The organism is Streptomyces sp. NPDC040405 (assembly GCF_055595765.1).
This window is the reverse complement of the sequence record NZ_JBVIVI010000002.1, coordinates 962,614-982,879: the sequence shown is the minus strand read 5'-3', so window position 1 is coordinate 982,879 and position 20,266 is coordinate 962,614. Positions and strand designations below refer to the sequence as shown.

The window sequence follows — 20,266 nt, the reverse complement described above, 5'->3', positions numbered from 1 at the left end:
GGGGTCAGAAGCGCCACCGCGTCTGGCTGTACTCGCCCTTGCGGAAGCCGAACGCCCGGGCCGGGGCGACCTCGTGGACCAGCGCCTCACCGCCCTCGTGGTGGAAGGCGCCGTCCCGCACCCGGAAGCGCCACTCCTCGCCGTACTTCGCCACGTACGCGTCGGCGACGCGGCGCAGCCGGTCCTCGTCGCGCACCACCGCCGCATCGCCCTCGACCACCAGGTCCAGGCCCTCGTGGAGGGCGCCTTCGCCCGTGGCGAGGGCGCAGTGCGGGTTGCGCGCGAGGTTTCTGGCCTTCTGCTCGTCGGGTCCGGTGCAGAAGTACAGGGCGCCGTCGAGCCAGACCGCGATCAGCGGGGTGACGTGCGGACGGCCGTCGGGGCGCACGGTCGACAGCCAGTACAGCCGCGCGTCCGCCAGCCCCGCGCGCCCCTCGGGCCAGGCGGTGGCGGTGGCGCCGGGGCCGCTGAAGCGGGTGTCCAGTTCGGTGCGCGGCTCGGGGCTCGTGGTCATCGGGGACGCTCCTTGCTGTCGCGGGCTCGGGTAAGGGGGACCGCGCGGCGGGCCGGAACTCATCGGCGCCCGTATGGGAATCTTCACGGGCAGCTCTCACCGGACGAAGGGGGACGCGCGTATGCGTACCGGAGGATTCTCGACCGCACGGCTGGGCCGGATGCACGACGTCATGGCCCGCCACGTCGACCGGGGCGAGGCGCCCGGGCTCATCACGGCGCTCAGCAGGCGCGGTGAGACACATGTCGATGTGATCGGTACGAAAGCGGTCGGCTCCGAGGACCCGATGCGCCGGGACACCCTCTTCCGGATCGCCTCGATGACGAAGCCGGTCGTCGCGGTCGCGACGATGATCCTCGTCGAGGAGTGTGTGCTGCGGCTGGACGACCCGGTGGACCGGCTGCTGCCCGAGCTGGCGGACCGGCGGGTGCTCAGCAGGATCGACGCGCCGCTGGAGGACACCGTTCCGGCGATCCGCCCGATCACCGTGCGCGATCTGCTGACCTTCCGGCTGGGCCTCGGCATGCTCGCGGGCCCCGGGGAGGACACGTATCCGGTGGCGCGCGCCGTACAGGAGCTGGGGGTCGGGGTGGGGATGCCGGACCCCGCCGCGGTGCCGGAGCCCGATGAGTGGATGCGGCGCCTGGGCACGCTGCCGCTGATGCACCAGCCGGGCGAGAAGTGGATGTATCACACCGGCTCCCAGGTGCTGGGGGTGCTCATCGCGCGGGCCACCGGCCGCCCGCTGGAGGAGTTCCTGCGCGAGCGGATCTTCGAGCCGCTGGGCATGGCGGACACCGGCTTCCACGTACCGCCGGAGAAGCTCGGCCGACTGGCCACTTCGTACCTCGCCGACCCCGAGTCGGGGAAGCTCGAACGGTACGACGGGGTCGAGGACAGCCGATGGGCCGTCCCGCCCGCGTTCCCGGACGGCGGCGGGGGCCTGGTCTCCACGGTGGACGACTTTCTGGCGTTCGGCCGGATGATGCTGGACCGGGGGCGGTACGGCGAGGGCGAGCGCGTCCTGTCCCGGCCGTCCGTGGAGCTGATGACGACCGATCAGCTCACCCCCGCGCAGAAGGCGGTGTCCGGCCTGGTCCCCGGGGCGTGGTCCCACCTGGGCTGGGGGTTCGGGGTTTCGGTGGTCACCGGGCGGGACGGCGTCGCGGCGGTGCCGGGGCGGTTCGGCTGGGACGGCGGGTTCGGCACCTCATGGGCCTCGGATCCCGCGGAGGAGATGGTGTCGGTCCTGCTGACCCAGCGCGCGCAGTTCCCGCTGTTCTCCCCGTTGTACCTCGACTTCTGGACGCTGGCCTACCAGGCGATCGACGACTGAGGCGGCGACGCCTCGACGCCGCGAGCGCTACGCGCCGTCCGACGGGCCCGCGAGGCCGATCCCGGCCAGCGGGACCGTCGTACCGGCGTCGCGGATCCGCACCAGGGGGCTGTCGTTCCGCAGCAGCCACTGGCGGTAGGTGTCGCTCCCCCAGGCGATCTCCAGGTACGCGGTCTCCAGCTCGGCGAAGAGCGCGTCGACGTCGGCGGAGACGGCCGGGGTCGCCGCGTCCGGCACGCGCGAGGCCAGAAACAGCCCGACCCCCAGCGGATCCCCGTGCAGCGGCCGCACCGCCATGCCCGAGCGCGACCGGGCCGTGGGCTGGCACGGGGCGACCACCTCCCCGGAGGCGACCAAGTCGGCCGCGGTCAGATAGTCCCCGTACACCACCCGGGGATTCAGCCCGGCGGCGGTGAGGACGCGGCGCAGCCCGGCACCTTCACCGTCCCCCGCGGGGTCGACCATCCACTGGTCCCCGGCGAGGTCCGTGAGCCGTACGACCGGCGCGGCGGCGGCCGGATGCGTCTCGGCGAGGGCCACGAACTGCGGCTCGCGGGCCAGCAGTACGCGGCGCCGCACGCCCTCGGGGACCCGCAGCGGGGCGCCCTCGACCTCATGGACGAACGCGGCGTCGAGCTGGTCCGCGGCGACCATCTCCAGCAGGGCGTTCGCGGACACGTCGATGTGGATGGTGGTGTCGGTGTCCGGGAAGCGGGCCCGGAGCCTGCGCAGCCATCCGACCACGGCCCTGCTGCCGGTGCTGCCGATGCGCAAGGCTTCGCCCGCGGCCTGCCCCACCTCCGACCGGACCTCGCTGACCAGGTCGTTCATCTCGGCCACTATGGGCCGGGCCCGGTTCAGCAGGACTCGCCCCAGCGGGGTGGGACGGCTGCCGGTGACCTCCCGCGAGAACAACCGGCCGCCGACGGTGTTCTCTATGCGCCGGAGCTGTGTCGTCAAAGAGGGCTGGGTCATGCCCAGCTGCCGCGCCGCCTTCCGTAGGCTGCCGGTGTCGGCGATGGCGCACAGCGCACGAAGGTGCCTCACCTCGAGCTCCACGGCGGGAGCATAACGGCGCTCTCGCGCGTCACACCAGACACTGATACCGCACCAATTCCCCTTTCTGCGGGGCGAGTCGGGTTTCGCGGGGCGAGCCGACGGCGCCGACGGGGGATCGGCCCGGCCGGTGGTGGGATATGCCCTGGGCCTATCGCCGGTTGGCATCTCCGCGCCACGCCGGATCTCCTCAAGACTCTGCGGCACCAAGAGTTCATCCAGGGCTCCGCCCGCCGCACCCCACACGGCGGCCGGGGCCCGAGGACGATGAGGAGCCCCCCACGTGACACTTCCCAAGCTGGCGCTGTCCGCGACCCTCGGCCTCGGTCTGGCGGCGAGCCTCGCCGCCGTGCCCGCGTCGGCGGCCACGCCCGAACACCACACCGCGACGACCACCGCGTCCGCCGGGTACGTCCCCGGTGCCGAGGACAAGGCCGACACCGACGCCTTCATCAAGGCCGTGATGAAGTCGGCGCTGGCCAAGCGGGCGAAGGCGCCCAGCCTGACCGCCGCGGTCACCGTCACCTACAGCGCCAGCTCGGCGCCGACCTTCAAGTCGGTCATAGCGCGCAGCACCCAGATATGGAACGCGGCGGTGACCAACGTGAAGCTGCGGGAGGGCAGCAGCCCCGACTTCACCTACCGCGAGGGCAACGACTCCAGAGGGTCGTACGCGAGCACCGACGGCCACGGCAGCGGCTACGTGTTCCTGGACTACAAGCAGAACCAGCAGTACGACTCCACGCGGGTCACCGCGCACGAGACCGGCCATGTGCTCGGTCTGCCGGACCACTACACGGGCCCGTGCAGCGAGCTGATGTCCGGCGGCGGCCCGGGGACGTCCTGCACGAACTCGAAGCCCAACCAGGCCGAGGTCAACCGCGTGAACCAGCTGTGGGCCAACGGCCTGGCCGCCCTGCAGAAGAAGGAGCTGGCCAAGACCCACTGAGCACCCGCGCCACCGATGCGCCCCTGAGTCACTGAGCTACTGAGTCACTGAGCCACTGAATCAGGGCACGCCGCCCGCACCCGGTCCCTCGACGCCGGTGCGGGCGGCCGGTGTTTTCCGAAGGACCTGCGCGCGGAGCGCTCCCGCCCGTGTGCGGAGGTACCGTGTATTCATTGAGGTTCCGCGCATTTCGGCCGGAATTCCTCCAGGCCGGGGCCCGGCCCCAGGGAGTGAACACCATGGAGACCCTCGTCACCGTGGCCGTGATCCTGGCGATGATCGCCGTGGGTGTGCTGCTGATCCACCGGGTCAACGCCCAGACCGGCAACAAGATCGCGCCCGATCGCCACAGCGATGTCCCGGCCCACCACCGCCACCACTCCCACCGCCGCGGCTGGGGCCGCGGGCGGTCGCACCGGGGCCACGGGGTGGCGCCGCCGCGGGTCTGAGGTACCGAGGGTCCGGCGTACCGCGCGTCCGACGCGTCACTCCTCGCCGACCGCCTCCTCCAGCGTGGCCACCGGGCCGAGCTCGTCGAGCAGCCCGCCCACCCGCAGGGTGCGCAGGATCAGGGGGTCGCCGCACACCAGCCGCAGCCGCCCGCCGCGCTCGGCGACGCGCCGATGGGCACGGCACAGCAGCCCCAGACCGGAGCAGTCGAAGAACGTCGTCGGCGTCAGGTCGACGACGACCCGGGGCGCCCGGGCCCCCGTGGCGGCGTCCAGCGCCGGGCCGACGTCCGCCAGCCCGGCGATGTCGATCTCGCCGTGCAGCGCCACGACGGTGTATCCGCCGACCAGGGACGTACGGGCGTACGGGGCCGGGACCGGGCGGTCCGGCAGGCGGCATAAGTCACCGGCGGCCGCGTCGGAACCCGGCGCGGCGTCCGGCGTCGCGTGCGACGACCCCTGCGGCATGGATGCGCCACGGGGAGCGCCTTGCTGCGACATCACGAATTCCCCTCGGAACGGCACACTGCCCCCTTTTCACCGTCCTCGGACTCCCGGAAGCGGGCAGAGTGGAGCATAGGGTGCGGTTCCGCCGGGCCCTGGGTGACGTGCAGGCGAGCGTAAGGGGGTGACCGCCGGTTACAGAGAGAGGGACGCGGCATTCCCCGAGCGAAAAACCCCCGTTCGAGTGAAATTCGTTTCTTCCTATTGACGCCTGATCAGATGCGCGACGGCACGCATCCGCCGCCGTGTCCGCGTCTCAGGCGAGAGCGTCGCCGCTCCCGCCCGCCGCCGCGTTCCCCGCGCCCGCGACCGCCGGTGTCAGATCCTCCAGCACCTCGAAGGCGTCCTCCAGCCGGACCATCCGCAGCAGTCGCAGGAACCGCGAATCGACGATGACGAGCCGCAGCCGGCCCTCCCGTTCCAGCACACGGTTGCGCAGCCGGCACAGTAACGACACCCCGGCGCAGTCCAGAAAAGTGACCCGCCGCAGATCCAGCACCAGATCCGGACATCCCGTACGGGCCAGGGAATCGAGCCGTGCGGAGATCCGTCCCGCGGCGAAGATGTCCAGCTCTCCCGCGACCTCGGCAACCGTGACACCGCCCAGCACACGCACACGGACACCGAAGGCGGGCCGATCATCGAACATGCAAGCCTCCTCGGCAGGGTGGAGGCGCGCGACACCGGAGCCCTGGGGATGACACGACGTCCGGGCGGGGTGCGTGCACCGCCGAGGTCCAGGCCGGCCCTTCAGTACATGACATACCCATCTACCGGCTGACCAGTCAAAGAACGGCACGGCACGTGTCGTTGGCCTATTTCCGGCACGGGAGGCTCACTCCGCGCCAATCGTTACTCATCAGTAAACGCAGCGGTCTTCTCATGTCCACCGTCGAACGTGAACATGCCACCCGGGCAAACACTTCGACACGACGACGAGGGACGGAACCCATGACTGCAGCACGCGTGCGATCACGACGGCTCGGCGTGACGGCGGTGGCCTTCAGCCTCGCCATCGGCCTTGGCGGCACGGCCACCGCCGCGGCCACATCGGCCGCCACGTCGAGCGCCACCGGCACCACCGCCACCACCACCGCCGCGAAGGTCGACTACGAGACCTGGAAGCGCGACGTGAAGGCCGTCATCGACCAGGCCCGGCCCTACATCGAGCAGCGCACCCAGAACCCCGGGGGCCAGAAGCAGGCCATCGTCTTCGACATCGACAACACCACGCTGGAGTCGGACTTCAAGTTCAGCTACCCGGCGCCTGCCGTGGAGCCGGCCCTCCAGCTCGCGAAGTACGCGCACACCCGCGGCGTGGACCTCTTCTTCGTCACCGCGCGCCCGGACATCCTGACCCTGCCCACCCGTTACAACCTGGAGTCGGTGGGCTACCCGGTGGCCGGGCTGTACGTGCGCAGCCTCCCCGACCTCTTCGACGAGGTCGGCGCGTACAAGACGGCCAAGCGCGCGGAGATCGAGAAGAAGGGCTACACGATCATCGCCAACATCGGCAACAGCCCCACCGACCTGGTCGGCGGCCACGCCGAGAAGACCTTCAAGCTCCCGGACTACGACGGCCAGCTGTCCTGACCGTACGGCCATGAGCGCGCGGTGGCGGACCTCGCCGGAAGGCCCCCGGACAGGCCCCGGAAGGCCGCCACCGACGCCTGGGAAGGCCGAAAGCTCCAGATCTCGGGCCCGAACGTTGGCAGGTGCCCGCGCACCGGACGAGCCCGTCTCCCCCAAGACTGGAGTGATGACCGGTTCACGCGTACGGGCGCTCGGCCACTACCAGCCCGCGAAGGTGCTCACCAACGACGACCTCGCCGCCATGGTCGACACCAGCGACGAGTGGATCCGCGCCCGGGTCGGGATCCGCACCCGCCATGTGGCACGCCCCGACGAGACGGTGGACGAGATGGCCGCGGCGGCCGCCGCCAAGGCCCTCGCCCACAGCGGCCTCGCCGCCACCGACATCGACATGGTGCTGGTCGCCACGTCCACCGCCATCGACCGCAGCCCCAACATGGCCGCCCGCGTCGCCGCCCGGCTGGGCCTGACCTGCCCCGCCGCCATGGACATCAACGTGGTGTGCGCCGGATTCACCCACGCCCTGGCCACCGCCGACCACGCGATACGGGCGGGCTCGGCCACCGCGGCGCTGGTCATCGGCGCGGACAAGTTCACCGAGGCCGCCGACTGGACCGACCGCTCCTCCTGCGTCCTGCTGGGCGACGGTGCGGGCGCGGCCGTGGTGACGGCGGCCGAGGAGCCGGGCATCGGGCCGGTGGTGTGGGGTTCGGTGCCCGAGATGGGCAACGCCGTCCGTATCGAGGGCACCCCGCCGCGCTTCGCGCAGGAGGGCCAGTCCGTGTACCGCTGGGCCACCACCCAACTGCCGCCCATAGCCCGCGAGGTGTGCGCCCGGGCCGGGATCGAACCGGTGGACCTGGCCGGGGTCGTGCTCCACCAGGCCAACCTGCGGATCATCGAACCGGTCGCCCGCAAGCTCGGCGCGGTCAACGCGGTGATCGCGCGGGACGTCGTGGACTCCGGGAACACCTCGGCGGCCAGCATCCCGCTCGCCCTGTCCAAGCTGGTCGAACGCGGCGAGATCGCGTCCGGCAGCCCGGTGCTGCTGTTCGGCTTCGGCGGCAACCTGAGCTACGGCGGCCAGGTCATCCGCTGCCCCTGACGCCCTCCCGCGACCCTCACCCTCCGGCGTCCGATTCGTTCAAGACCGGCGGGTCGGGGGCTGCCTACGCTGCCCGCATGACACCACGATTCGACGCGATCGGCATGGCCGTCGCGGACATGGCCGCCTCCCTCGCCTTCTACCGCATGCTCGGCCTGGACATCCCCGCCGAGGCCGACGCCCAGCCGCACGCCGAGGCCGTGCTGCCGGGCGGCGTACGGCTGATGTGGGACCGGGCCGAGACCCCGCCGCCCGGCGGGCCGGGACGGATGGCACCGGCCTTCCTGTGCGACAGCCCGGCGGAGGTGGACGCCCTGTACGCGAAGCTCACGGGAGCGGGCGTACGGGGCGCCAAGGAGCCCTGGGACGCCTTCTGGGGGCAGCGCTACGCGACCGTCCTGGACCCGGACGGCAACACCGTCGACCTGTTCGCACCGCTGCCCGGCTGACGGCCTCGCGGGGGCAGGGCCGGGGCACCGCCGCGGGACCCGCCCCGGGAAACTGCGGTGGCACACCGCCACGGCTACCCCAGCAGCCCGCCCAGCGGTACGCCCGCCAGCCCCCGCACCTCCCGCGCCAGATGCGCCTGGTCCGCGTACCCGGCCACCGCCGCCACCTCCGCGAACGGCACCCCGCCGCGCGCCAGCTCCAGCGCCCGGTTCAGCCGCAGCACCCGCCCCAGCGTCTTGGGCCCGTACCCGAAGGCCGCCAGCGACCTGCGGTGCAGCTGCCGGGCGCCCAGCCCCGCTACCCGGGCCACCTCCGCCACGCTCCGCCCGCCCGAGAGCCCCGCCACGACCACGCCCACCACCGGATCCGCGGGCTCCGCCTCCCGCAGCCGGTCCAGCGCCACGGCCTCCAGCGCCCGCGCCACCTGCCCGGCCTGCCCGGCCCGCCCGTCGAAGGCCCGCTCCGCCAGGCGGCGCACCTCGGCCTCCGGCCAGAGCGCGGCCAACGGCACCCGCTGATCACGCAGTTCACAGGCGGGTACGCCCAGCACCGCGGGCCCCGTCCCCGGGGCGAAGCGCAGCCCCACCGCGCGCGTCCCCGCGGGCCCGGCGGCCAGCTGGGCGTGCGTATCGGGCCCGGCGACCAGCAGCCTGCCGTCGGCCCAGATCAGGTCCGTACAGCCGTCGGGCAGGACCCGCTGCGGCCCGGCTCCCGCGGTGCGGGTCCACACCACCGCGCCGCCGCCCAGCCGCGACGTCCGCTCCCGGTAGTCGCCCCCGCCGTCGCTCAAGGGACCTCGCGCAGATACATCGCGCCGCAGGAGTGGCAGAAGGGCCCGGAGTCGCCCGTGGCCCACAGGTCCGCCGCCTGCGTCTCGGCGTCCGGGGCCAGCTCACGGCCGCACATCGCGGTCGTGCCGTTGCTCCGGACCATGTGCCAGATCTTGACCGGCGCGCCCGCCACCCGCCCGGAGCTGCCTTCCTCGTACTCCGCGCGCATCTCGTGCTGCATGGCGCCACACCTCCTGCTACCCCTCCATGCTCCCGCCGCCACCGGCCCGGCGCCACCCTGAGGGCCGCCTAGAACACCGACCACTCGGTCACCGTCGTGAAGTGGTCCAGCGCCGCCACCCCGGCCACCGAGTTGCCGCGGGCGTCCAGACCGGGGCTCCATACGCACAGCGTGCACCGCCCCGGGATCACGGCGACGATCCCGCCGCCCACGCCGCTCTTGCCGGGCAGCCCCACGCGGTACGCGAAGTCGCCCGCCGCGTCGTACGTCCCACAGGTGAGCATGACCGCGTTGACCCGCTTCGCCTCGCGCCGCGACAACAGCCGGGAGCCGTCCGCGCGCAGTCCGTGGCGGGCCAGGAAGCCGCCCGCGAGGGCCAGGTCGCGGCAGCTCATCTCGATCGAGCACTGCCAGAAGTAGTGTTCGAGGACGGTCGGTACGGGGTTGTCGAGGTTGCCGTAGCTCGCCATGAAATGCGCGAGGGCGGCGTTGCGGTCGCCGTGGCCGGACTCGGACTCGGCGACGACCGGGTCGAAGGCCAGCCCCGGGTTGCCGCTCTCGGCGCGCAGGAAGTCCAGCATGGTGGTGCTGGCGTCGCCGGTGAGGCTGTGCAGCCGGTCGGTGACGACCAGCGCGCCCGCGTTGATGAACGGATTGCGCGGGATGCCGTTCTCGTGCTCCAGCTGCACCAGGGAGTTGAACGGATTGCCCGAGGGCTCCCGGCCGACGCGGCGCCACAGCTTCTCCCCGTCCTGCGCGAGGACCAGCGCGAGGCCGAACGCCTTGGAGATCGACTGCACGGAGAAGGGCCGCTCCCAGTCGCCGACGCCGGTCACATTGCCGTCGACGTCCGCGAGGGCGATACCGAAGCGGTCCGGGTCGACCGCCGCGAGCGCGGGGATGTACTGGGCCACCTGACCCCGGCCGATATGGGGCGCCACATGGGCCGCGACCTCGTCGAGTACATCCTGGTAGTCCATGGTGCGGTGGTTCTCCTGCGCGTCGTCGAGCGGGTCAGACGCACCATAACGGCCGCTCTCGACCGTCCCTCAGCCAGGACTCGATGACCAAGCGTGTTTATGGGTAAGCATATGGTGATGCAGGCGCGGCGCGACCGGCGTCCGCCGCACGATCAGAACGGAGGCGGTCATGGCCTCACCCATGTCCGCGGGGGACTTCCTGGCGGTGCTGAAGAACGAGGGCCTGCGCGTGGTGCAGGTCGGCGACTGGCGGAACCACAACCGGAACCACAAGGGGCCGTGGGGCGGAGTGCACGGTGTGATGATCCACCACACCGTCACCTCGGGCACCGACCTCACCGTCGAGATCTGCCGCGACGGTGACGAGGAGCTGCCCGGCCCGCTGTGCCACGGCGTGATCGCCAAGGACGGCGGGGTGCATCTCGTCGGCTACGGCCGCGCCAACCACGCGGGGCTCGGCGACGACGACGTGCTGCGCGCCGTGATCGCCGAAAAGGCGCTCCCGCCCGACAACGAGGCCAACACGGACGGCAATCGCGCGTTCTACGGCTTCGAATGCGAGAACCTCGGCGACGGCGAGGACCCGTGGCCCGAGGCCCAACTGGACGCGATCGCCCGGGCAGCGGCGGCGGTCTGCCGCCGTCACGGCTGGACGGAGCGGTCCGTGATCGGCCATCTCGAATGGCAGCCTGGCAAGATCGATCCCCGGGGGTTCACGATGGCCTCGATGCGCGCACGCGTCCATGAGCGGCTGAAGTAGGAGCCCGCCGCGGTGGGCGGGCCCCGGCCGGAGCCGGTCAGGTTCCGCCCTCCGCGGTCTCCTCGCGGTAGGCCGCCGCCTCCTCCAGATCCAGTCGGCGCAGCAGCGTACGGAGCATCTCGTCGTCGATCCGGCGCGCGTCCCGCAGCTTCACGAACACCTCGCGCTCGCTGCTGATCACGTCGCGCGCCAGCCTGCGGTAGGTGTCGTCCGCCGACTCCCCCGTCACCTCGTTGACCGTGCCGAGCCGTTCCCACACCGCGTTGCGGCGCCGCTCCAGCACCTGGCGCAGCCGGTCGGCCAGCGGTGGCGGCAGCGCGTTGCGCTCGTCGGCGAGGAGCGCGTCCAGCCGGTCCTCGGCGGCCCGCGACGCCTGGGCCTGCGCCTGGGCCTCGGCGAGCGTCTCGGCCTGGACGTCGCGCCCCGGCACGCCCAGCGCCCGGATCAGGGCGGGCAGGGTGAGCCCCTGGAGGACCAGGGTCCCGATGACGGTGGTGAAGGCCAGGAAGAGGATCAGGGTGCGGGCCGGGAAGCCGCCTCCGCCGTGCACGGTCTCCGGGATCGAGAAGGCGATGGCCAGCGACACCACTCCGCGCATCCCGGCCCAGCCGACGATCACCGCCGCCCGCCAGTCGGTGCCGGGCTCCCGCTCCCGGATCCGGCGGGAGAGCCCGCGCGGCACGAAGGTCGCCGGGAAGACCCAGACGAACCGTACGGCCACCACGGCCAGGAAGACGGCCACCGCGTACCAGGCCGCCTCGCCCGCCCCGTACTCCCCCAGGCCGCCCACCACGAACCGCAGTTGCAGCCCGATCAGCGCGAACACGGCCGACTCCAGGATGAAGGCGATCATCTTCCACACGGCCGCCTCCTGGAGCCGGGTCGCGAAGTCGACCTGCCAGGACCGGTGCCCGAGGTAGAGCGCGACCACCACGACCGCCAGCACGCCCGACGCCTCGACCTGTTCGGCGGCCGCGTAGGCGGTGTAAGGGATCAGCAGCGACAGGGTGTTCTGCAGCAGCGGATCGCGCAGCCGGGTGCGCAGCCAGTGCAGCGGCACCATGAGGACCAGGCCGACGCCGACGCCGCCCACCGACGCGAGCAGGAACTCCCCGGCGGCATGGGTCCAGGTGGCGCCCTCCCCCACCGCCGCGGCGAGCGCCACCCGGTAGGCGGTGATCGCGGTCGCGTCGTTGACCAGGGACTCGCCCCGCAGGACGGTCGTCAGCCGGGAGGGCAGCCCGACCCGGCGGGCGATGGCGGTGGCCGCCACCGCGTCCGGCGGGGCGATCACCGCGCCCAGCACCAGGGCGGCGGTCAGCGGCAGCCCGGGCACCAGCAGATGGGCGATCCAGCCGACGGCGAGGGTGGCGAACAGCACGTAGCCGAACGACAGCAGCGCCACGGGACGCAGATTGGCGCGCAGGTCCAGATAGGAGCTGTCGAGCGCGGCGGTGTGCAGCAGCGGCGGCAGCACCAGGGGGAGCACGATCTCCGGCTCCAGCGTGTAGTCCGGCACCCCCGGCAGATACGACACCACCAGCCCGGCCGCGACCAGCAGCAGCGGCGGGGGCACCGGGGTGCGCCGGGCCGCGCCCGCGACCGCCGCGCTGCCCGCGACCAGCATCAACAGCGGAGTTACGTCCATGCCCCGGCCCGTCCCGATTCGTCAGCTCGCTAGTCTGGCAATCATGAAGGAGTGCCCGCACGTACCGGCCCTGCCGCGCCCCGAACCGGAGCCGCAGGCCGCCACCTGTCCGGAGTGCCAGGCGCTCGACAGCCATCCGGTGCAGCTGCGGATCTGTCTGGAGTGCGGCTACGTGGGGTGCTGCGATTCATCGACCTATCGACACTCCACCGGGCACTTCGAGGAGACCGGGCACCCGGTGATGCGCAGCTTCGAACCGGGCGAGGACTGGCGCTGGTGCTACGTGGACCTGCTGATTGTCTAGCCGCCTCCGGCATCCCGGGCAGGGCGGACGCGGGTGCCGGGACGTGGTGCGCGGGGGAATCCGCTGCCGTGTTGTCGGTGTGGCGAGCTAGCCTTCACCACATGATCCGAACAGCCGAGCCGTCCGACGTCCCGGCCATCCTCGCCATGATCCGCGAGCTGGCCGAGTACGAGCGGGCACCGCAGGAGGCCAGGGCCACCGAGGAGCAGTTGCGCACGGCGCTCTTCGGCGAGCATCCGGCGGTGTTCGCCCTGATCGCCGAGGAAGTCGGCGAGGGAGCGGCCGAGCCGGTCGGGTTCGCCCTGTGGTTCCGTAACTTCTCCACCTGGACGGGCACCCACGGGGTGTATCTGGAGGATCTGTACGTCACGCCGCGGGCCCGCGGCGGCGGCCACGGCAAGGCGCTGCTGGCCGCGCTGGCACGGATCTGCGTGGAGCGGGGATATGCCCGCTTCGAATGGTCGGTGCTGGACTGGAACGAACCGGCGATCGGCTTCTACGCGTCCCTCGGCGCGGAGCCGATGGACGAATGGACCGTGCGAAGGATGTCGGGAGAGCCGCTGCGGGCGCTGGCCGCCCAGGCGCCGGGCATAGCTTCGACCAGCGGTTCGTTGAGTGAGGCGACATCTCTTTCGAATTGAGACCGCAGACCCCTAGCCACGCTGCGTACTCATATGCTTACTATGAGTGATATCGGGAATGTTCATCTCGGGGGTTCACCCGTGACGGGGGCCGTGCTTCGTCCGGGCGACACCGAGTGGCAGATCGCGATAGCGTCGCAGCCGAACCGCACATCGCGCCGGTCCGTTATCCCTCCACCATAAGGGCATATGGCCGACGCTCCAATCAGCTCAGCTCAAACAGCTTGTGTCACCTTGGAGGTGAGGGTGTCCCAGATCGCAGGCGAGCCCGGGACCCAGGACTTCGTGGAAGTCCGGCTGCCCGCTGCGGGGGCCTATCTGTCGGTGCTGCGTACGGCGACCGCCGGCCTGGCAGCCCGCTTGGACTTCACCCTCGACGAGATCGAGGATCTGCGCATCGCGGTCGACGAGGCCTGCGCGATCCTGCTGCAGCAAGCCGTCCCCGGCAGTGTGCTGAGCTGCGTCTTCCGACTGATCGACGACGCACTGCAGGTGACCGTGGCGGCTCCGACCACCGACGGCCGCGCCCCCGAGCGCGACACCTTCGCCTGGACGGTGCTCTCCGCACTGGCGGGCAAGGTGGATTCGACCGTCGCCGAGGACCGTACGGTCAGCATCAGCCTGTACAAGGAGCGCGGCGCCGGCCCCGGACAGCCGTGACGGAAAAAGGGGGCTCCGTGAGCACTGCATCATCGCGGGGAGTACGCACCCCGGCCATCCCGCACCCGCCGGCCCGACCGCATCCCGCGGACTCGGAGGCGGCAGGAGACCGACCAGAGCGGGCGGACCACATGGATCAGCACGAGCAGGAGCAGGTGCATCAGCAGCACGATCCGCACGACCGGAGCGGCGCGCGGGCGATGTTCATCGAGCTCCGGGGACTCCCCGAGGGCTCCACGGAGCGGGCCGAGCTGCGCAACAACCTCGTGCGAATGCACCTGCCCCTGGTCGAGCACCTGGCCCGGCGCTTCCGCAACCGCGGCGAGCCGCTGGACGACCTGACCCAGGTGGCCACCATCGGACTGATCAAGTCCGTGGACCGGTTCGACCCGGACCGCGGTGTGGAGTTCTCGACCTACGCGACCCCCACGGTCGTCGGCGAGATCAAGCGGCACTTCCGCGACAAGGGCTGGGCGGTGCGGGTGCCGCGTCGGCTCCAGGAGCTGCGGCTCTCGCTGACCACGGCCACCGCCGAGCTGTCCCAGCGGCACGGGCGCGCCCCGACCGTCCATGAGCTGGCCGAGCATCTGGCCATCTCCGAGGAAGAGGTGCTGGAGGGCCTGGAGTCCGCCAACGCGTACAGCACGCTGTCGCTGGACGTACCGGACACGGACGACGAGTCCCCGGCGGTGGCCGACACCCTCGGCGCGGAGGACGAGGCGCTGGAGGGCGTCGAGTACCGCGAATCCCTCAAGCCGCTGCTGGAGGATCTGCCGCCGCGCGAGAAGAAGATCCTGCTGCTGCGCTTCTTCGGGAACATGACGCAGTCGCAGATCGCCCAGGAGGTCGGCATCTCCCAGATGCACGTCTCACGGCTGCTGGCGCGCACCCTCGCCCAGCTGCGGGACAGGCTCCTGGTCGAGGAATAGCGAGCGGTGCCCGGGGCACGCCCCGGGCACGGACTGCCCTCCGGCCTTCGAGGAACGGAGCGCGGGGCAGAGCCCCGAACGGGGTCCAGGGGCGGAGCCCCGGCGGGGTGCGGGGCAGAGCCCCGGCGGGGGTCCGGGGGCTTGCCCCCGGGTTCGGGAAGGGGCGGGGTGGGGGACTACGCGTCGCGCGGGCCGATGCCCAGCGCCTCGGTCGCGGTCGGGTTGATCAGCAGGGCCAGGACGGCGACGGCCGCTACGGCGGTCAGCACCCCGATGGCGATCAGCCCGCCGCCGTTCTGCACCAGCGTCCAGGCCACCGGCAGCGCCATCAGCTGGGTGATCATCGCGGGGCCGCGGCTCCACCGGCGCCGCAGCCACAGCCCGCGGGCCGCCAGCAGCGGCAGCAGGGCCAGGGCGAGCACGGTGATCCCGAGCGTCTCCGCCTGCTGCGGGCTCTCCGGGTTCCCGGCAAGGCCCATGATCAGGACGTAGATCCCGAACCCCACGAGCACCAGGCCCTCGACGGCGGCGAGCGCCGCGGCCACGGTCAGCCGGACCGGCCGGGGCCCCTCGGGCGCCGCGTCGGCGGTCTCGGCGGCGGGAGCGGCCTTCGTGGCGGGCTTGGCGGCCTTCGTGGCCCCGGCCGCCGGAGCGGCGGTCCTGGCGGTCTTGGCGGGGGCGGGCTTCTTCCTGCTCACGCCAGCAGCCTAGGGCATGTCCCGGCCGCCGCCCCGGCCCGGCGGGCGCCCCCGGGATTCGGGGAGTGCCCCGGCGGGTCGGTAGGCTGGCGCTCATGCGCGCACTCCTCGTGGTCAATCCGGCAGCAACCACCACCAGTGCCCGCACTCGTGACGTCCTGATCCACGCGCTCGCCAGCGATCTGAAGCTGGACGTGGCGACCACGGAGTACCGGGGGCACGCCCGCGATCTGGCCCGCCGCGCGGTCGACGGCGGCACTCATGAGCTGGTCGTGGCGCTGGGCGGCGACGGCACCGTCAACGAGGTCGTCAACGGACTGCTGCACAATGGCCCCGCTCCGGGCGAGTTGCCCCGCCTCGCGGTGGTCCCCGGCGGCTCCACCAATGTGTTCGCCCGCGCCCTCGGCCTGCCCAACGACCCCGTCGAGGCGACCGGCGCCCTGCTGGACGCGCTGCGGGACGGCACCGAGCGCACCGTGGGCCTCGGGCTCGCGGGCGGCACCCCCGGCACCGCGGACGAGTCGGTGCCCGCCCGGTGGTTCACCTTCTGCGCGGGCTTCGGCTTCGACGCGAGCGTGATCGGCCGGGTCGAGCAGCAGCGCGAGCGCGGGAAGCGCTCGACTCATGCTCTCTACATACGGCAGATGATGCGCCAGTTCTTCGGGGAGCCGAACCGGCGGCAGGGCACCATCACTCTCGGACGGCCCGGCCACGACCCGGTCAGGGAGCTGGCGCTGTCCATAGTCTGCAACACCTCCCCGTGGACCTTCCTGGGCAACCGCCCGGTCTACGCGGCGCCGCGCGCGTCCTTCGACACCGCCCTTGACGTGCTGGGACTCGCCAAACTGTCGGCACCGGCGATGACCCGCTACGCGACCCAGCTGCTGATGTCGACGCCCGACCGGGGACCCCACGGCAAGCATGTGGTAGGGCTGCACGATCTGACGGACTTCACCTTGCAATCCCAGGCGCCACTGCCGTTCCAGATGGACGGAGACCATCTGGGACTGCGTACGAGCGTGACGTTCACAGGCGTACGCCGTGCACTGCGTGTGATTGTGTGAGTCAGACCCCATAAAGTCCTTCCAGTCGAACGTTTAGGCTGGGATCCACCCCCCGGAAGTACGGCTGTGATACAGCCGACACCAAGGAATCAAAAAAAACTTTCCGGAAGGGGTTGTATCCGCCGCCGAGGTTTGCGAATCTCTTCTTGGCGATCGGGACGGCCGGACGAACGGCCCCCTTGAGAGCCCGAACCCCCTCCTCAAACTCACGGATCGCACCGGTTCCCGAACTGGCGGCGGCCCTGTCCTTGTCGAGGGATTCGTGAAAGCGTTCACATTCACAAGCAACAAGCCCGCAATACGAGGAGATGGAGCAGCCATGGACTGGCGTCACAACGCCGTTTGCCGCGAGGAAGACCCCGAGCTGTTCTTCCCCATCGGCAACACCGGTCCTGCGCTGCTGCAGATCGAGGAAGCCAAGGCCGTCTGCCGCCGCTGCCCCGTCATGGAGCAGTGCCTGCAGTGGGCGCTTGAGTCCGGCCAGGACTCCGGCGTCTGGGGTGGACTCAGCGAGGACGAGCGCCGCGCCATGAAGCGCCGTGCCGCTCGGAACCGGGCGCGGAACGCCAGCGCCTGACCCTGAGACACGCCCCGTGGCCCCCGAGCCGCAGCGCGCAGTAGCCCCGATGCGCACAGCAACGTGAGCTTTTGAGCCCCGGACCATCCCGGTCCGGGGCTCAGTGCGTTGCCCGCGGCCCCCAGTTGCCCCCGGTCGCCCCGCGCTCCCCGGTGAAAGGGCCGCGAAGAGTCCGTGAAGATGCTCAAGTCTTCTCGGCACCCACCGGTATGTCGAGGACCACACGCGTACCGCGCTCCGGAGCGGGCACCATGTCGAAAGTGCCGCCCAGTTCGCCCTCCACCAGGGTGCGGACGATCTGGAGGCCGAGATTTCCGGCGCGCTGGGGGTCGAATCCCTCGGGCAGCCCGCGCCCGTCGTCCTGGATCATCACCACCAGCCGCCCCTCCTCGCCGGTGCCGCCGCGCACCGCGGAGACCTCGACCGTGCCCTGCTCCCCCGGCCCGAAGCCGTGCTCCAGCGCGTTCTGCAGCACCTCGGTGAGGACCATGGACAGCGGGGTGGCCACCTCGGCATCGAGGATTCCGAACCGTCCGGTGCGGCTGCCGGTGACCTTGCCGGGCGATATCTCGGCCACCATCGCCAGCACCCGGTCGGCTATGTCGTCGAACTCGACCCGCTCGTCGAGGGTCTGGGACAGGGTCTCGTGGACGATCGCGATCGAACCGACCCGGCGCACCGCCTCGTTGAGCGCCTCCCGCCCCTGCGCGGAGTCCATCCGGCGGGCCTGGAGCCGCAGCAGCGCGGCGACCGTCTGGAGGTTGTTCTTCACCCGGTGGTGGATCTCCCGGATGGTGGCGTCCTTGGTGATCAGTTCCCGCTCGCGGCGGCGCAGTTCGGTGACGTCCCGCAGCAGGACGAGCGAGCCGATGTGCACGCCCTTGGGCTTGAGCGGGATGGCCCGCAGCTGGATGACGCCGTTCTCGCCGCTCTCGACCTCGAACTCGCGGGGCGCCCAGCCGCTGGCGAGCTTGACCAGCGCCTCGTCCACCGGGCCGCGCGCCGGAGCCAGTTCGGCGGTGGTCTCACCCAGGTGGTGGCCGACGAGGTCGGCGGCGAGCCCGAGCCGGTGATAGGCCGAGAGGGCGTTGGGGCTGGCGTACTGGACCACACCGTCCGCGTCGAGCCGGATCAGCCCGTCGCCGACGCGCGGCGAGGCGTCCATGTCGACCTGCTGACCGGGGAAGGGAAACGCCCCGGCGGCGATCATCTGGGCCAGGTCGGACGCGCTCTGGAGATAGGTCAGCTCCAGTCGGCTGGGGGTCCGTACGGTGAGCAGATTGGTGTTGCGCGCGATCACGCCGAGGACCCGGCTCTCCCGGCGGACCGGGATGGACTCCACCCGCACCGGGACCTCCTCGCGCCATTCGGGATCGCCCTCCCGGACGATGCGGCCCTCGTCCAGCGCGGCATCGAGCATGGGACGGCGGCCACGGGGAACGAGATGGCCGACCATGTCGTCCTGATAGGAGGTGGGCCCGGTGTTGGGCCGCATCTGCGCGACCGAGACATAGCGGGTGCCGTCGCTGGTGGGCACCCACAGGACGAGATCGGCGAAGGAGAGGTCGGAGAGCAGCTGCCACTCCGATACCAGCAGGTGGAGCCACTCGAGATCGGATTCGTCGAGTGCGGTGTGCTGGTGTACGAGATCGTTCATGGAGGGCACATGGCGAGCCTACCCGGATGAACGATGAGCCTCTTCACACATAAGCGTGGACAGATGAGACTGGTCTAGTCCAGAATGGCCTGCGATGCGATCTTCCGCCCTCCCCGCACAGGAGGGTGGATCAGAGGCACACGGCGCGCTCTGCCCTGACCGCTCCGTACGCCTCTTGAGGTCGGCCGTTCGGCCGACGAAGCTCCGGGCTGCGGTGCCGGGTGGGTTGAGGGTCCCGCCCCGGCGCCGCGGCCCGCGGGTGTTTCCGCGGCTCCTCGCCCCTCCCCCCTGATGTCTCAGCGGGTCTCGGTGACCTTGGCCAGCGCGCGCGGCGCGTCCGGGTCCTGCCCCCGGGCGATCGTGACCTCGTACGCCAGCATCTGCAGCGGCAGGATCTCCAGGATCGGCTGGACCTCCTCGCCAACCCCCTCGGTCGGCAGGGCGAAACCGGCGGACGCCCGGTCCACCTCGGCCTGGCTGCCGATCACGACCAGGTCCGCGCCGCGGCCGCGCAGCCGCTCCAGCACGGGCTGCAGCGCCTGGCCGCCCCTGCCCTCGGTGACGATCGCGATCACCGGCGAGATGTTGTCGACCATGGCGAGCGGGCCGTGCAGCAGATCGGCGCCGGAGTAGGACAGGGCCGGGATGTAGCTGGTCTCCATCAGCTTCAGGGCCGCTTCCTTGGCGGTGGGATAGCCGTAGCCCCGGGACGTGAGGACCATCCGCTCGGCGAACCGGTAGCGGCTCGCGAGCTGCTTCACCTCGTCCTGCCGGTCCAGGATCTGCTGGGCGAGGTCGGGCAGCACCTTGGCGGCCGCGCCGTCGCCGCCGCGCAGCCCTTCGACGAAGAGGTAGAGGGCGAGGAGTTCGGCGGTGTAGGTCTTGGTGGCGGGCAGCGCCTTCTCGGGCCCGGCCAGTACGTCGATGTGGAACTCGGAGACGGCGGCCAGCGGCGAGTCCGCGTTGTTGGTCACCGCGAGGGTGATCGCCCCGGCGGCCCGGGCGGCCTCGGTGGAGGCGACCAGGTCCGGCGAGCCGCCGGACTGGCTGACGGTGATCACCAGCACGTCCGTGAGGTCCTGCCGCGCGCCGTACGCGGTGGTGGTGGACATGGAGGTCAGGCCGCACGGCTTGCCGAGCAGCACTTCGAGCAGGTACTTGGCGTACAGCGCCGCGTTGTCGGAGGTGCCCCGCGCGGTGAGCAGGACGAAGCGGGGGGCGCGCGCGGCGATCCGCTCGGCGGTCTCGCGGATCTTCGGAGCGCCCTGGTCGAGAATGCGGCGCAGCACTGCGGGCTGCTCGTTCATCTCGCCGGACATGATCCGGCCCGGCTGATCGCTGCGCGGGGCCGTCGTCGTGGCGGACATACTGGGTGCCTCCA

Annotated in this window: 24 protein-coding genes; 13 read left to right on the top strand and 11 right to left on the bottom strand. The window is 71.6% G+C overall.

Going from position 1 to position 20,266, the window contains the following annotated elements; genetic code table 11:
- Positions 1-4: 4 nt before the first annotated feature.
- The gene (locus ACZ59A_RS11820) at positions 5-514 is read right to left on the bottom strand and encodes a pyridoxamine 5'-phosphate oxidase family protein (RefSeq protein ID WP_470956785.1); all 510 of its coding nucleotides are present in this window, start codon (positions 512-514) and stop codon (positions 5-7) included.
- A 121-nt stretch (positions 515-635) separates the two neighbouring features.
- Between ACZ59A_RS11820 and ACZ59A_RS11815 the strand changes: the two genes are divergently transcribed.
- Positions 636-1,850: a serine hydrolase domain-containing protein gene (locus tag ACZ59A_RS11815; RefSeq protein ID WP_470956782.1), complete on the top strand. Its 1,215-nt coding sequence runs from the start codon at positions 636-638 to the stop codon at positions 1,848-1,850.
- A 27-nt stretch (positions 1,851-1,877) separates the two neighbouring features.
- Here the strand turns inward: ACZ59A_RS11815 and ACZ59A_RS11810 are convergent, their stop codons facing one another.
- Positions 1,878-2,909: a LysR family transcriptional regulator gene (locus tag ACZ59A_RS11810; RefSeq protein WP_470956779.1), complete on the bottom strand. Its 1,032-nt coding sequence runs from the start codon at positions 2,907-2,909 to the stop codon at positions 1,878-1,880.
- A gap of 280 nt (positions 2,910-3,189) precedes the next feature.
- Between ACZ59A_RS11810 and snpA the strand changes: the two genes are divergently transcribed.
- Complete coding sequence (gene snpA / locus ACZ59A_RS11805; RefSeq protein ID WP_470956776.1) at positions 3,190-3,855, top strand: snapalysin; 666 nt, start codon at positions 3,190-3,192, stop codon at positions 3,853-3,855.
- 239 nt (positions 3,856-4,094) lie between these two features.
- The gene (locus ACZ59A_RS11800; protein WP_470956773.1) at positions 4,095-4,304 is read left to right on the top strand and encodes a hypothetical protein; all 210 of its coding nucleotides are present in this window, start codon (positions 4,095-4,097) and stop codon (positions 4,302-4,304) included.
- 36 nt (positions 4,305-4,340) lie between these two features.
- On the opposite strand, the gene ACZ59A_RS11795 is transcribed toward ACZ59A_RS11800, so the two are convergent.
- Both ACZ59A_RS11795 and ACZ59A_RS11790 read right to left on the bottom strand, forming a co-directional pair.
- Positions 4,341-4,805, bottom strand: a complete 465-nt coding sequence (locus tag ACZ59A_RS11795; protein ID WP_470956770.1) for an STAS domain-containing protein — start codon at positions 4,803-4,805, stop codon at positions 4,341-4,343.
- A 259-nt stretch (positions 4,806-5,064) separates the two neighbouring features.
- A complete protein-coding gene (locus ACZ59A_RS11790; RefSeq protein ID WP_470956767.1) occupies positions 5,065-5,457 on the bottom strand; it encodes an STAS domain-containing protein in 393 nt (130 codons plus the stop codon).
- 302 nt (positions 5,458-5,759) lie between these two features.
- Here ACZ59A_RS11790 and ACZ59A_RS11785 point away from each other — a divergent pair, with 302 nt between their 5' ends.
- From ACZ59A_RS11785 to ACZ59A_RS11775, 3 genes are all read left to right on the top strand, one after another.
- On the top strand, positions 5,760-6,401 hold the full coding sequence (locus tag ACZ59A_RS11785) for an HAD family acid phosphatase (protein WP_470956764.1): 642 nt from the start codon (positions 5,760-5,762) through the stop codon (positions 6,399-6,401).
- A gap of 166 nt (positions 6,402-6,567) precedes the next feature.
- Positions 6,568-7,506, top strand: coding sequence for a beta-ketoacyl-ACP synthase III (locus ACZ59A_RS11780; RefSeq protein ID WP_468054247.1), 939 nt, complete (start codon positions 6,568-6,570; stop codon positions 7,504-7,506).
- 77 nt (positions 7,507-7,583) lie between these two features.
- The gene (locus tag ACZ59A_RS11775) at positions 7,584-7,955 is read left to right on the top strand and encodes a VOC family protein (protein ID WP_470956761.1); all 372 of its coding nucleotides are present in this window, start codon (positions 7,584-7,586) and stop codon (positions 7,953-7,955) included.
- Positions 7,956-8,029: 74 nt separating this feature from the next.
- Here the strand turns inward: ACZ59A_RS11775 and ACZ59A_RS11770 are convergent, their stop codons facing one another.
- The 3 genes from ACZ59A_RS11770 to ACZ59A_RS11760 form a co-directional block, all read right to left on the bottom strand.
- Positions 8,030-8,746 carry a helix-turn-helix domain-containing protein gene (locus tag ACZ59A_RS11770; protein WP_470956760.1) on the bottom strand — a complete coding sequence of 239 codons (717 nt, stop codon included), beginning with the start codon at positions 8,744-8,746 and terminating at the stop codon, positions 8,030-8,032.
- The gene (locus ACZ59A_RS11765; protein ID WP_470956758.1) at positions 8,743-8,967 is read right to left on the bottom strand and encodes a hypothetical protein; all 225 of its coding nucleotides are present in this window, start codon (positions 8,965-8,967) and stop codon (positions 8,743-8,745) included. The genes ACZ59A_RS11770 and ACZ59A_RS11765 overlap by 4 nt, the downstream gene beginning before the upstream one ends.
- Before the next feature lie 68 nt (positions 8,968-9,035).
- A complete protein-coding gene (locus tag ACZ59A_RS11760; RefSeq protein WP_470956756.1) occupies positions 9,036-9,947 on the bottom strand; it encodes a glutaminase in 912 nt (303 codons plus the stop codon).
- Positions 9,948-10,116: 169 nt separating this feature from the next.
- Here ACZ59A_RS11760 and ACZ59A_RS11755 point away from each other — a divergent pair, with 169 nt between their 5' ends.
- Positions 10,117-10,707 carry an N-acetylmuramoyl-L-alanine amidase gene (locus tag ACZ59A_RS11755; RefSeq protein WP_470956754.1) on the top strand — a complete coding sequence of 197 codons (591 nt, stop codon included), beginning with the start codon at positions 10,117-10,119 and terminating at the stop codon, positions 10,705-10,707.
- Between the two features lie 37 nt (positions 10,708-10,744).
- Here the strand turns inward: ACZ59A_RS11755 and ACZ59A_RS11750 are convergent, their stop codons facing one another.
- Complete coding sequence (locus ACZ59A_RS11750) at positions 10,745-12,355, bottom strand: Na+/H+ antiporter (protein WP_470956752.1); 1,611 nt, start codon at positions 12,353-12,355, stop codon at positions 10,745-10,747.
- Positions 12,356-12,398: 43 nt separating this feature from the next.
- On the opposite strand from ACZ59A_RS11750, the gene ACZ59A_RS11745 reads away from it, so the two are divergent.
- From ACZ59A_RS11745 to ACZ59A_RS11730, 4 genes are all read left to right on the top strand, one after another.
- The gene (locus ACZ59A_RS11745) at positions 12,399-12,659 is read left to right on the top strand and encodes a UBP-type zinc finger domain-containing protein (RefSeq protein ID WP_468054233.1); all 261 of its coding nucleotides are present in this window, start codon (positions 12,399-12,401) and stop codon (positions 12,657-12,659) included.
- A 101-nt stretch (positions 12,660-12,760) separates the two neighbouring features.
- A complete protein-coding gene (locus ACZ59A_RS11740) occupies positions 12,761-13,300 on the top strand; it encodes a GNAT family N-acetyltransferase (protein WP_470956748.1) in 540 nt (179 codons plus the stop codon).
- A 246-nt stretch (positions 13,301-13,546) separates the two neighbouring features.
- Positions 13,547-13,960, top strand: coding sequence for an ATP-binding protein (locus ACZ59A_RS11735; protein ID WP_009715155.1), 414 nt, complete (start codon positions 13,547-13,549; stop codon positions 13,958-13,960).
- The gene (locus tag ACZ59A_RS11730) at positions 13,849-14,889 is read left to right on the top strand and encodes an RNA polymerase sigma factor SigF (RefSeq protein ID WP_470957903.1); all 1,041 of its coding nucleotides are present in this window, start codon (positions 13,849-13,851) and stop codon (positions 14,887-14,889) included. Before ACZ59A_RS11735 ends, ACZ59A_RS11730 begins: the two co-directional genes overlap by 112 nt.
- 176 nt (positions 14,890-15,065) lie before the next feature.
- Here ACZ59A_RS11730 and ACZ59A_RS11725 read toward each other — a convergent pair whose 3' ends face one another.
- On the bottom strand, positions 15,066-15,587 hold the full coding sequence (locus ACZ59A_RS11725) for a hypothetical protein (RefSeq protein WP_470956745.1): 522 nt from the start codon (positions 15,585-15,587) through the stop codon (positions 15,066-15,068).
- 95 nt (positions 15,588-15,682) lie between these two features.
- Here ACZ59A_RS11725 and ACZ59A_RS11720 point away from each other — a divergent pair, with 95 nt between their 5' ends.
- Together ACZ59A_RS11720 and ACZ59A_RS11715 are read left to right on the top strand one after the other, a co-directional pair.
- The gene (locus ACZ59A_RS11720; protein WP_470956743.1) at positions 15,683-16,651 is read left to right on the top strand and encodes a diacylglycerol/lipid kinase family protein; all 969 of its coding nucleotides are present in this window, start codon (positions 15,683-15,685) and stop codon (positions 16,649-16,651) included.
- Between the two features lie 319 nt (positions 16,652-16,970).
- Complete coding sequence (locus ACZ59A_RS11715; protein WP_003953983.1) at positions 16,971-17,228, top strand: WhiB family transcriptional regulator; 258 nt, start codon at positions 16,971-16,973, stop codon at positions 17,226-17,228.
- A 184-nt stretch (positions 17,229-17,412) separates the two neighbouring features.
- On the opposite strand, the gene ACZ59A_RS11710 is transcribed toward ACZ59A_RS11715, so the two are convergent.
- Both ACZ59A_RS11710 and ACZ59A_RS11705 read right to left on the bottom strand, forming a co-directional pair.
- Positions 17,413-18,885 (bottom strand): sensor histidine kinase, encoded by a 1,473-nt coding sequence (locus ACZ59A_RS11710; RefSeq protein ID WP_470956739.1) that lies wholly within the window; start codon positions 18,883-18,885, stop codon positions 17,413-17,415.
- 296 nt (positions 18,886-19,181) lie between these two features.
- Positions 19,182-20,252 carry an SIS domain-containing protein gene (locus ACZ59A_RS11705; protein ID WP_468054225.1) on the bottom strand — a complete coding sequence of 357 codons (1,071 nt, stop codon included), beginning with the start codon at positions 20,250-20,252 and terminating at the stop codon, positions 19,182-19,184.
- Positions 20,253-20,266 lie beyond the last annotated feature (14 nt).

Excerpts from the sequence above, each read along its gene's own strand:
- ACZ59A_RS11820 (WP_470956785.1), bottom strand. The coding sequence starts at position 514 with ATGACCACGAGCCCCGAGCCGCGCACCGAACTGGACACCCGCTTCAGC.
- ACZ59A_RS11815 (WP_470956782.1), top strand. The coding sequence starts at position 636 with ATGCGTACCGGAGGATTCTCGACCGCACGGCTGGGCCGGATGCACGAC.
- ACZ59A_RS11800 (WP_470956773.1), top strand. The coding sequence starts at position 4,095 with ATGGAGACCCTCGTCACCGTGGCCGTGATCCTGGCGATGATCGCCGTG.
- ACZ59A_RS11795 (WP_470956770.1), bottom strand. The coding sequence starts at position 4,805 with ATGTCGCAGCAAGGCGCTCCCCGTGGCGCATCCATGCCGCAGGGGTCG.
- ACZ59A_RS11790 (WP_470956767.1), bottom strand. The coding sequence starts at position 5,457 with ATGTTCGATGATCGGCCCGCCTTCGGTGTCCGTGTGCGTGTGCTGGGC.
- ACZ59A_RS11785 (WP_470956764.1), top strand. The coding sequence starts at position 5,760 with ATGACTGCAGCACGCGTGCGATCACGACGGCTCGGCGTGACGGCGGTG.
- ACZ59A_RS11780 (WP_468054247.1), top strand. The coding sequence starts at position 6,568 with ATGACCGGTTCACGCGTACGGGCGCTCGGCCACTACCAGCCCGCGAAG.
- ACZ59A_RS11775 (WP_470956761.1), top strand. The coding sequence starts at position 7,584 with ATGACACCACGATTCGACGCGATCGGCATGGCCGTCGCGGACATGGCC.
- ACZ59A_RS11765 (WP_470956758.1), bottom strand. The coding sequence starts at position 8,967 with ATGCAGCACGAGATGCGCGCGGAGTACGAGGAAGGCAGCTCCGGGCGG.
- ACZ59A_RS11760 (WP_470956756.1), bottom strand. The coding sequence starts at position 9,947 with ATGGACTACCAGGATGTACTCGACGAGGTCGCGGCCCATGTGGCGCCC.
- ACZ59A_RS11755 (WP_470956754.1), top strand. The coding sequence starts at position 10,117 with ATGGCCTCACCCATGTCCGCGGGGGACTTCCTGGCGGTGCTGAAGAAC.
- ACZ59A_RS11750 (WP_470956752.1), bottom strand. The coding sequence starts at position 12,355 with ATGGACGTAACTCCGCTGTTGATGCTGGTCGCGGGCAGCGCGGCGGTC.
- ACZ59A_RS11745 (WP_468054233.1), top strand. The coding sequence starts at position 12,399 with ATGAAGGAGTGCCCGCACGTACCGGCCCTGCCGCGCCCCGAACCGGAG.
- ACZ59A_RS11740 (WP_470956748.1), top strand. The coding sequence starts at position 12,761 with ATGATCCGAACAGCCGAGCCGTCCGACGTCCCGGCCATCCTCGCCATG.
- ACZ59A_RS11720 (WP_470956743.1), top strand. The coding sequence starts at position 15,683 with ATGCGCGCACTCCTCGTGGTCAATCCGGCAGCAACCACCACCAGTGCC.
- ACZ59A_RS11715 (WP_003953983.1), top strand. The coding sequence starts at position 16,971 with ATGGACTGGCGTCACAACGCCGTTTGCCGCGAGGAAGACCCCGAGCTG.
- ACZ59A_RS11710 (WP_470956739.1), bottom strand. The coding sequence starts at position 18,885 with ATGAACGATCTCGTACACCAGCACACCGCACTCGACGAATCCGATCTC.
- ACZ59A_RS11705 (WP_468054225.1), bottom strand. The coding sequence starts at position 20,252 with ATGTCCGCCACGACGACGGCCCCGCGCAGCGATCAGCCGGGCCGGATC.